Source organism: Paraburkholderia tropica, assembly GCF_900109265.1.
In the GTDB taxonomy this organism is placed as follows: Bacteria; Pseudomonadota; Gammaproteobacteria; order Burkholderiales; family Burkholderiaceae; genus Paraburkholderia; species Paraburkholderia tropica.
Window position 1 is genome coordinate 1 of the sequence record NZ_FNZM01000049.1, and the last position, 9,610, is coordinate 9,610.

At 58.3% G+C, this 9,610-nt stretch carries 8 protein-coding genes; 6 read left to right on the forward strand and 2 right to left on the reverse strand.

Translation table 11 applies throughout. The annotated features are described in order from the left end of the window. The 5 genes from BMY06_RS37710 to BMY06_RS37730 all read left to right on the forward strand — a co-directional run. The coding region (locus tag BMY06_RS37710; RefSeq protein ID WP_143064471.1) for an integrase core domain-containing protein at positions 1–320 on the forward strand (320 nt) is incomplete at its 5' end. A gap of 17 nt (positions 321–337) precedes the next feature. After that, positions 338–2,626 (forward strand): DUF2345 domain-containing protein, encoded by a 2,289-nt coding sequence (locus tag BMY06_RS37715; RefSeq protein ID WP_322789845.1) that lies wholly within the window; start codon positions 338–340, stop codon positions 2,624–2,626. Beyond that, positions 2,623–4,128 (forward strand): hypothetical protein, encoded by a 1,506-nt coding sequence (locus BMY06_RS37720; RefSeq protein WP_074987883.1) that lies wholly within the window; start codon positions 2,623–2,625, stop codon positions 4,126–4,128. Before BMY06_RS37715 ends, BMY06_RS37720 begins: the two co-directional genes overlap by 4 nt. 30 nt (positions 4,129–4,158) lie before the next feature. Beyond that, positions 4,159–5,163 (forward strand): PoNe immunity protein domain-containing protein, encoded by a 1,005-nt coding sequence (locus BMY06_RS37725; RefSeq protein ID WP_074987884.1) that lies wholly within the window; start codon positions 4,159–4,161, stop codon positions 5,161–5,163. 245 nt (positions 5,164–5,408) lie between these two features. Then, a complete protein-coding gene (locus BMY06_RS37730) occupies positions 5,409–5,807 on the forward strand; it encodes a DUF7079 family protein (RefSeq protein WP_074987885.1) in 399 nt (132 codons plus the stop codon). 39 nt (positions 5,808–5,846) lie between these two features. On the opposite strand, the gene BMY06_RS39400 is transcribed toward BMY06_RS37730, so the two are convergent. Together BMY06_RS39400 and BMY06_RS37735 are read right to left on the reverse strand one after the other, a co-directional pair. Next, positions 5,847–6,266: a hypothetical protein gene (locus BMY06_RS39400; protein WP_124260569.1), complete on the reverse strand. Its 420-nt coding sequence runs from the start codon at positions 6,264–6,266 to the stop codon at positions 5,847–5,849. 137 nt (positions 6,267–6,403) lie between these two features. Continuing rightward, complete coding sequence (locus BMY06_RS37735) at positions 6,404–8,029, reverse strand: hypothetical protein (RefSeq protein WP_074987886.1); 1,626 nt, start codon at positions 8,027–8,029, stop codon at positions 6,404–6,406. Between the two features lie 1,352 nt (positions 8,030–9,381). On the opposite strand from BMY06_RS37735, the gene BMY06_RS37740 reads away from it, so the two are divergent. Continuing rightward, on the forward strand, positions 9,382–9,610 hold a 229-nt coding region (locus BMY06_RS37740; protein ID WP_143064445.1), incomplete at its 3' end, for a transposase.

The following is a 9,610-nucleotide window of genomic DNA, read 5'->3' on the forward strand; positions in this document are numbered from 1 at the left end:
ACAGGGGGTCCCAATACGTCAGCATTCGCTACAGCGAACGTCTGGCCGAAGCGGGCATCGAGCCTTCGGTCGGCAGCCGTGGCGATAGCTATGACAACGCGCTGGCTGAAACGATTAACGGCCTGTACAAGACGGAACTGATTCATCGGCGCGCCCCGTGGAAAACGAAGGAATCCGTCGAACTGGCAACGCTGCAATGGGTGGCCTGGTTCAATCATCATCGACTGATGGAACCGCTCGGCTATATCCCGCCCGCTGAAGCTGAGGCAAACTACTACAGGCAACTCAGAAATACTGCGGATGCGCCTGCTTTAACTTAAACCCAATAGCCTCCACGATTCCCGGCTCGGTTCATGCCGACGACGGAAAGTCTCACACGCTAGTCGTGACCGACGACCTGTATTCGCTCAAGGCCATGTCGCCCCAGAAGGTCGACTTCTATCGTGCCGGCAGCTCCAGCCAGACGGAAGCGCTTGTGCAGTGGTCCGGCACGCGCACGCTCCAAAGCACGAGCTACAGCTCGCGCACCTTCGACTACAAGAATCCTGGCACCACCAAGGAGACTTCGTTTCCGACTGTCGCGAATCAGGGCGACCTGCCGGAACAGGCGGAGGTCTACGAATACACAGGCGCCTATAGCTGGCAGGATAGCGACCGTGGCGACAAGCTCACCAAGCTCAAGCTGGAAGAGTGGGAGTCGCGCGCGAAGCGCTTTTTTGGCGTCGGAGGCCTGCGCAGCATCGACGTCGGCCGCTGGTTCTCGCTGAACAACCATCCTGCTCACGAGCAGGATGACGGCGAGGACCGGAAGTTCGCGGTCATCGAAGCCTCGTGGTACATCCGGAATAATATCCCGGTTAGCGAGACTCACGCGTTCCCGCATAGCCTCTCTGAACGTTTGGCGGCGGTTCGCGCTACCTATGAGCAGTGCGCAACTGCGTTCTTGGTCGAAGATTCCGTCGGCGATGGCAGCGATGGCTTCTTTCTCGTCGAGGTCGAGGCGCAGCGACTGAAGGTTCCGTTTCGCAGCCCGTTCGAACACCACAAGCCGGTCATGCACCTTCAGACGGCAACGGTGACGGGACCGGAGAACGAAGAGGTCTACACCGATTCGCACAACCGCATCCTCGTGCGCATGCACTGGGACCGACGTGAGGCGTCTGCCGGGACGTGCTGGGTGCGCGCAGCGTTCTCGGACACGGGAAGCGGCTATGGTAGCGTCCACGTGCCCCGCATCGGCGAAGAAGTGGCCATCGACTGGGTCGGCGGTGATTGCGACCGGCCCATCGCGACAGGGCGCGTCTATAACGGCGCGACGCAGCCGCATTGGCACTCGAATGGCATCCTCTCCGGCTTTCGGTCGCGTGAATACGGTGGCGCGGGCGGCTTCAACCAGCTCGTGATGGACGACGCGACAGCCCAGAATCGGCTGCAATTGCTGTCGTCCCAAGGTAACTCCATGCTGCATCTGGGTTACCTCATTGCCCAGGACGGGAACACGCGTGGCAGCTATCTCGGCAGCGGCTTCGAACTGCGCACCGATGCCTACGGTGCGCTGCGCGCGAACCGCGGGCTGTTCCTCTCGACCCACGCAGCCGCAGGCACGAACGCGCAGCAGCTTGACGTAAGCGCCGCACGAGGGCAGTTGTCAGGTGCGGGCAACCTTCTCGAATCGCTCAACAGCGCGAGCACGACGCATCAGGCCGAAAGCCTGCAAGCAGGCCAAGACGCGCTCAAAGCCTTCACCGCAGCGTCGACTGATAGCGCCCAGGGCCAGGCGAGCGGCGGCCGTACTGCCGGCGGCGGCACTGGCTCCGCCAATGCGTTCAAAGAGCCGATTCTCCTGGCGGCGAGCCCGGCGGGAATCGGCGTCTCGACGCAGCAGTCAGTGCACGTGAGCGCTGACGAGCAGCTCACCTTGGTCAGCTGTCAAAGCACGCATATCGCCACGGGCAAGTCGCTGCTTGCGAGCATGACCGACAAAATCAGTCTCTTCGTCCAGAACGCAGGAATGAAGCTCTTCGCAGCGAAGGGGAAGGTCGAGATTCGCGCGCACTCGGATAACATCGAGCTGACGGCGCAGAAGACAGTGAAGCTGCTGTCGGCCTCCGAAAACGTGGAAGTCGCTGCGAGCCAGGGCGTCCTGCTGACCGCTGGGGGCGCGTACATCCGCATCCACGATGGCAACATCGAGATTCATGCTCCCGGGCAGATAGACATCAAGGGTGCGCAGCATGCATTCAACGGGCCCACGAGCAGTCCCTACGACCTGCCCACACTGCCGAAGGGCGACCTGCACAACAAGCTCGAGCTGAACCTCACCGACAGCAACCTGAAGCCTGTACCCGGCGCGCCGTACAAGGTCATGTTCGAAAACGGTACGACGTTGGCAGGCAGGCTGGATGCCAACGGCCACGCTGTACTACGTGACGTCCCTGAAGGCACAGTCAAGGCATTTTTTGGCGAGGACGCACGCCCGTTCGCGCAACAAGCGCTGCCTGCAGCGAAAACGCTCGACCAGGCTGACGTATTGAAGGAGCTTGGCGCCGGTGGTCACGAAGGCATCAACCAGGAAAATCTCGCGAGCCTCTTCAATCAATTCTCGGGCCGCCCGGATATCCAATGAACGAAAACGACCAACAGGCCGTCGAAGACGCGGTCGAGCAGATTGGCATCTCGATGGCGGCAAACGCGTTCCCGCTTTTCTATGTCGCGCAGAACGTCTATGACACGTCGGAGAGTGTCTGGAACGTGTGGAATGCACGCAGCGCCACCGACGAGATGACGAAGATAGAGACGGGCATCGACCTGGTGTTCGCAGTCGTGGGCTGGGTGCCCGTGGTCGGTGCCGGCGTGAAGCGCACGTTCAGGCTCGTGAACCATAGGTCCGAAATTTACGGGCCGCTGCTCTTCGACATTCTGCGGATGGTGCTACAGCGCGCGCACTGCCCGACGAGCCCGGAAGAACTGGTTGACAAGCTCTTTGACGCGTCTGGGCTGAAGAAGCTGCTGACTGAATCCCGCGAGCACATCGAGAAATCGTGGCTCTATCGTGAGATGCCGCCGACCGCTCAGACCACGTTCGGCGAGGCGCTCGGCTTTGTTGAGACGAACCTGCCGTACTGGGTGACCCAGTTCGTTGAGCGCAAGCTCATGCACTGGAAGAAGAAGCAGCCGAACTCGTCGGCAGAGGGCGCAGTCGCCTTGCGAAAGGAGACCGAGAAGCCGGGTAAGGTGGGCGTCGAAGCAGAACAGGGGCACAACCGCTCGAATTCTGCGCCGTCCACCGGGGTCGTGAACGCCAAGCTCGCTGTCACGGACATCACGAATAGCATAACCGGCCTTCTGGGCGAGCACATCGCTGACTATTACTGCTATGAGCATCTCGGGTGGGGTTCGGGTTGGGCGTCTCATGACCAGGGGGTGATGGGACACTGGGCGGCGGCACCAAGTGCAGAGGTGCTTGGTAAGCTCAATGGCAACGGCAAGCTCGCGAAGCTTTTCGCGCCACAGGCTCACGGCCAAGGTATTGATGGGGTTTGGCGAGCGAACCCGGGAACAAACGACGGTAAGCCGTACGCCATCGTTGAAGCAAAGTCGTCGAAGGTCGATAGGCCAACGGCGACACCTGAGGCGAAGCGAAACATGTCGCCGAAACTTGGGTTGGCGTCTCGTATCAAGGATGTGGTTCGCCCCTCCGCTGACGAACTCATTGAGCCGCCGATAGTGTCCTCGGGGGGAGCTCAGCCTCCAGCTTCGTCGCCTGGTGGCAAAATGGCAGGCGGGCGTCGGCAGCCGAACAAGAGTTCCCCGGATGCGGCATCTGGCGAAGGCACCCGGGCGCCCGGCACTGGGTCCGCGAAGGTCGTTCAAATGAGTGAGGATTGGATTGACCAGAATCTCGCCGGTGCGGTAAGCGGCAACCTCGTTCGGAGTATCCGAAGAAGCGGCTATTCTCGGCATATTCTTTATGTACCCTTTTACTTGCCTGCCGCTGCTGGACACGAGGCGGCGCTGATGAACGGCGACGAACACGGCCATACCGACCATCAGTTGCCGCCGACCCATCATTACCGCGACGCCGAGGTCGCCGCAGCTGTGCAGCGCAAGCAGGCACGCTTGCGATAAATATCTCGCAGAGGATTAGGATTGGTTCCAATGTCAGATTTCGAATTCATCCGCCGTCAACGTTTTCTGGGCGAGGCTTACTACAAGTGGCTTTTGCCCCTCATCGACGAAGAAATCGCTCACTGGTCTTCGCATATGCCTCCAAACGGCGGCAGCGAGGAGGGCAAGGCTGCGCTTGGCTCTCGCTATGTGGCAAGGGAGACGTTTAGGCGGTTCTTTCTGCGGTACACAGGCGGCGCCGACTTGAACCTTCTGCGAAGCGAGTTCGAAGAAGTCGTTAGCAGCCTTGAGCGCTACACCGCCGCGAAACGTGTGGCGGAGAAGGACAGTACATATCCGCCGTTCATGTTCGGGGAGATTGAAGAGTATGAGGCTGCCATTCAGCTCATCTCGCTCTGCCACCTTCTTCATCGGCGGGACCTGCTCCCTCGATTGGCGGCCATGCTCGACCCGTCGTATCGGGCCCAGGATACGCTCTACGAAGACCTGTTTGCGTATGGGATGGACGGCCGCGTCGATGTGGATAAGTGGTACCACGAGCAATATCGTGATGTCATCAATAGCCTTTACAGCGATACCGACGAGCTAGGTATTTCATTGATAACGTCCTGTCTGGACGGATGGTACCGAGCAATGCGCTCCGCGTCTTGGTATGACAGCCATTTGAAGGCGAATCCTGACGAAGGCGGCGCGTATGTCGGATACTGGGCGATTGAAGCAGCCGCAGTCTCATTCCTGCTTGAACTAGATGACAACTCGTACCGAGACCACTTGCTCTATCCGAAAGATTTGGTTGATTTCGCGCGAAAGTTCGATTCAAAGCAGGATGACCGCCCACCGGCGGAGTTCTCCGGGCCCCCGAAGGTTCGCACCGGTCAACCTTGCCCGGAAACAGGAGTGTGGAAGGCCGTTGGGCACAATGTACCCGGGGTGCTGGTGCAGCAGGGTGAGCCCATGCCAGAGGTGTTCGCGCCCGACCGCAGCGGCGCTCATCGACCACAGCCTGCCTTGTGGGAGTGGGAGCGCAAGGCGTGATTACACCACGTAGCATTCATCGCGATAGGCGCGATTAATGCACTAGGTGGACTTCGCTCTCAAGAGACGTCAACGCCTCATCAGTGAGCCGTATTTCAAATGGCTCTCGCAGTTCCACGTTGAGGCCATCGACGAGTGGTCCCGTATCCTCCCAGCCAACGGCACGGCGGAGCAAAAGCAAGCTACAGCGGCGGCGATGCGCGCGAGCGGACGCTTTGAGCTGCTCATGCTAGAAAGAAGCTCGCATGACAGAGAGCATAATCATCGAAGAACGCCGTGAGTGCTGGTGCATCATGTCGGATATGCTCGTCGACAACGAAGTCGACTACCGCCATGTAGCGGAGCAACTCGTCCGGCACTGCGCCAATATGCCGTTGCCCATGCTGAAGCAGGTGCTGTACGACGAGGTCACTCCCGCACTGGGGGGCATCGCTATGACGCCGGCGCCGCCTGTATGGCTGATGTGGGACCCGGATGAGGTCATCTCCCGGGTCAGCAGCATGCTCGTGCGGCGTGAGTCATCCTTCTTCTACCGGATTGGCAACAACCTCTGGCGCCTGCACCTACGAAGCTTGGCGCGGGACCTGTGGTGCTCACTGGAAGAGGAATTGCTGTGGGTTCGCGCCAACGGTCTCGACCGCTAGATACCTGCCTGCTTCGTTGACGCAGGCAGGTTGGTTCATTCAGGTTGAATTCGCAACATTCGTGCAGCGCTTTGAGCCAGGCGTGATAGTGATATGCGTTGCCATTGCAGAAGACTGCCCGCATGCGTCTGTGATGCGAATCTTCGAGAAGTCGAAAACGAACGATTTGCCCCGTTTTGTCACGATGACATTGCCAGCGTCAGTCGCATAGTTCTGCACGCCTTCCGCCGAGCTGCCCTCTTTTCCGTCCGTGGAGTCGAGAGAGCATGTCAACGAAGAATCGCCTGCTGGCGTGGCAGCGAGATAGCTCCACTCGGTCAACTTGTCCCTATCGACTTCGATATCGAGGTCGTGGTGCACGGTGTTCTGTACGGCCGAGCATCGAAACGTCGATGGCTCTGCGTGTGCGACCGAACATACGCTTGATATGAGAGTTGCAGCGGCAACAATATTCTTCATGTTAGGTACAATCGTATGGAGAGTGCTCTGATTTTCCTCCGTTGGCAGCGTTTCATCAATTCAACGCGAGATGTATGGGACGCACTTGCGAGCAGGAGCTATCGCACGTGTTGAAACGGTACCGCGATGGGCGTGCATCAGGCGGGACTTTGACCGGCCTCGGCGGAGGTGCTCCCGAAATCGACGTGCGTGAGGTCTGAGAACGCAGCCGCGACCTGCGAAATCTGTCGCTTCGAGACCTGATTGATGGTACCAAGCGGTTCGGCCATCGGATGCTCCAAAAAGTGCTGCTTCACCACCTTGCGGAGGTCGGGGAATTTCTTCACCGCATCTTCAATTTCTGGAGCAAGCATCACTTTGATGGTGTATTTATTTGGGCCTACGGTCGCTTGTGCCTTCGAGATTTTTTCTTGAGCTTCGGGAGACAGCTCGCCGGTTAGCCAAAGCTCGAAGGTCAGCTTGACATTCTTGAATTCAGAATTCTCGATAGTTTGCTCTCTCACGGCCGGGATGCGCTTGTTTAACCAAGCGTCGACCTCTAAATCAGGCAGTATGCGGCCGGGCAGCAGCCCTTTGCATTCGATGAAACGTATCTCGCTGTCCGGTACATGAACCCTGACGTCGACTTCCGCAACATCTTTGCCTCCCTTGCGATATATCTTGTTCATGAGGACGTTGGCACCCCCAACAGTTCTCCGCATCAGGTCCGCAACCACGAACTCGAAGAGCGCGCCGCGCAGCGTTCCGACTGCGCCACCGACTTTTCCCAGCTTGGCGAACAGCTCAGAGAATTTTTCGAGGTCCACGGCTTCGGTCGCGGCTTGCTTCAGTGTAGCGGTCAATTCCATCAATGCGCGGGCCACGTCGGTGCCGAACAGCGATTCTGTGGTCGCGGGAATAATGCCTTCGCGCCGCATTGCATTGAGGGCTTCGTGGGCATATCGATGCGCGACAAAGAACTGCAGGGTTCGAACGTTACGTACCTGGCGCAAGGTCTTGCATTTGTAGATGAATGGCTGAACGTCACTCAGCTCGACCTCGTCTTTCAGAAGCACGTCCAGAACCATGAAGCCCGGATTCGGGCGTCCGGCCTTGCTCCAAGTGGTCAGCGCGCTGACATACGACGGGGCCGTCAAATCCCACTCAAAAATGGAAACGGTGGGCGCGGCTCCTTGCTGGATACCCCGAAGTTCAAAGCTTGCGAAGCTGCCCAGTCCAAGCTTCGCAGCCCATTCCTGCACCGATTGAAGCAGGACGGTTTCCGTAATCAGACGGGCGCGTATATCGGGGAGCAATTCGTCAATATTTGTGTCCTTCTTCGCGAACGCGAAGCACTCGCCCAAACCTGGCACCTCTATCGTCTGAAAGAGCTCTGTCTCCACAAGGTCTTGCCAGGCACGGTCGAACGAAATTTGGCGGGCGCCGGATGAGATACCTGCAGCTGCCGCCAGATGCGCCAGCGGGAGAAGGCCGCCACGCGCACGAAGTGCTCGAATCACACGTGCATACGCGCCGTTACCTTCTTCGAGCGCCTCAGCGAGCCGTGTCCAGAATTTGTCGCTCCCGTACTGGGAGGCCGCGTACAGGAACTTCGCTCTTCGCGCGAAGGGAAGCTTCAGTTCGCGAACGGATGCATTTCGTCGTTCGATTTTCTTCCGAGCTGCCGCCGGGGTGATTTCTAGCCAATCCGCGAGGCCGGCGGCAAGCTGGCCGCTTAGCTGAGGCCCCTTGCTCAACAAAAAGTCAAGTAACTCATCACGCATGTCCGTTTCCTTGTCACAGAGCGCTATTTATAACTGTAAGGCGGAGTGACCTGGCGGCGCAAATTTTTTTGTTGAGGACGATAAAAAATCGTTTAAAAACAATGGTTTGAAAAAATCCTGAAAGTTTTGATGTCGAGAATCTGGCAAAACCGCTGTCACAGTCCCGAAGCGACTCGGAGTTCGAATTGCCGCCGACATACTAGGAACACGGCCTAAGCTATTGCGACAGCCCTCGGGGGAGAAGTTTGCGGCTGTCGGCTCCAACTTTACGAGTTTCGCTTCCCCAACGCGCCGCCGGCGTTGCCAAACGGAGCCGAGCTGTAGTGCATCGAGGTGGCTGAAGGCGACGTCACGGAAAAACGGTACGGGCAGATGACAGTATGCCGATGCACTGTTTGCTTCTGGGGCTACCAGCGTTTCGCGCCGCAATCGAGTTTGACGCGAATCCGTTGCACGGCGGCGCATCGATTGTGAGAAATAGGGGGGTAGTTTTGCCAGCAAACCCTTGCTGGGCGGGCTCGGAAAGGTTTTTATGTTTCGGATGCCCCAGTATGGGGAATACGTTCGATGAAGGGGGTAATTTGGAGCTTCCGCGGAGGTAGTAGCGGGCGCTGGAAGCTAATGCGGATGGGGCTTTGGCAGATTTGGAGATTGAAGCGAGAAAGCTTTATTTTTAGGGGGGGCAAATTTCCGCTTGTGCTTGGCTGCCACATTATTGATGGTGCCAATGCCGACTGAAACATGACCCACAGTCAGCAGTTGCAAAAGCCAGCATCGCCGAAGTTAACGTCTGGTCGTTAGCGAATTTCGTCGCCCTCTAGGTGTATGGCTGGCAACCGGTCAAGCCGGCGGGTGCTGGCATCGGCGCGCCAACTGTCGCCAAAGTCGCGCCCGGAACGGTCTGCGGGGTCACGTGCCACCTCGACGTGATTGACCGTTGAGGGAATATGGTCAGCGCTACGCCATCTGATGGGTGGTTTTAGTCGTCGCCCGTCATCCCGGGGCTTGGCTTCTGTCTGGGCACACGTGGGCAGAGGAGCAAGCGCGGTGTCATCTCCGCTTCAAGCTATCGGCATGTTTCAAGCGAATTTAAGAAAGTGGCATCCTTTCTATGCCAATTGGATAATGTTTTGGTCGTTTCCTGATTTGATTAGATAAGACGATAGAAAAGAACTCGGAGCGGAACATAAATCCGCCGAGCTAACGTGCCCAACACTCTCCTCACATATAGCTCGACTAGCGGCCCAATAGGCCTGACTGGAGCAGCCCCCTGAAACACCGGACACAGCGACCCACTTAAAATAACGGGTAGGCATAAGACTGTGTTTTTGACTAACACCAGGCAGGAAGTGATGGACGTGTTGACGGGCCCGGAGCGTCGGCGGCGCTGGACAGCGGAGCAGAAGCTGTCGATGGTGCGCGAGAGTTTCGAGCCGGGGAAATCGGTATCGTTGGTGGCTCGCCAGCACGGCGTGAACCCGAACCAGCTATTCCACTGGCGCAAGCTGTACCAGGACGGCAGCCTTTCGGCGGTCAAGGCTGGCGAAGAAGTCGTTCCGGCATCAGAGCTGGCGGACGCGC

Coding starts and splice junctions, on each gene's coding strand:
- BMY06_RS37720 (WP_074987883.1), top strand. CDS start 2,623: ATGAACGAAAACGACCAACAGGCCGTCGAAGACGCGGTCGAGCAGATT.
- BMY06_RS37725 (WP_074987884.1), top strand. CDS start 4,159: ATGTCAGATTTCGAATTCATCCGCCGTCAACGTTTTCTGGGCGAGGCT.
- BMY06_RS37730 (WP_074987885.1), top strand. CDS start 5,409: ATGACAGAGAGCATAATCATCGAAGAACGCCGTGAGTGCTGGTGCATC.
- BMY06_RS39400 (WP_124260569.1), bottom strand. CDS start 6,266: ATGAAGAATATTGTTGCCGCTGCAACTCTCATATCAAGCGTATGTTCG.
- BMY06_RS37735 (WP_074987886.1), bottom strand. CDS start 8,029: ATGCGTGATGAGTTACTTGACTTTTTGTTGAGCAAGGGGCCTCAGCTA.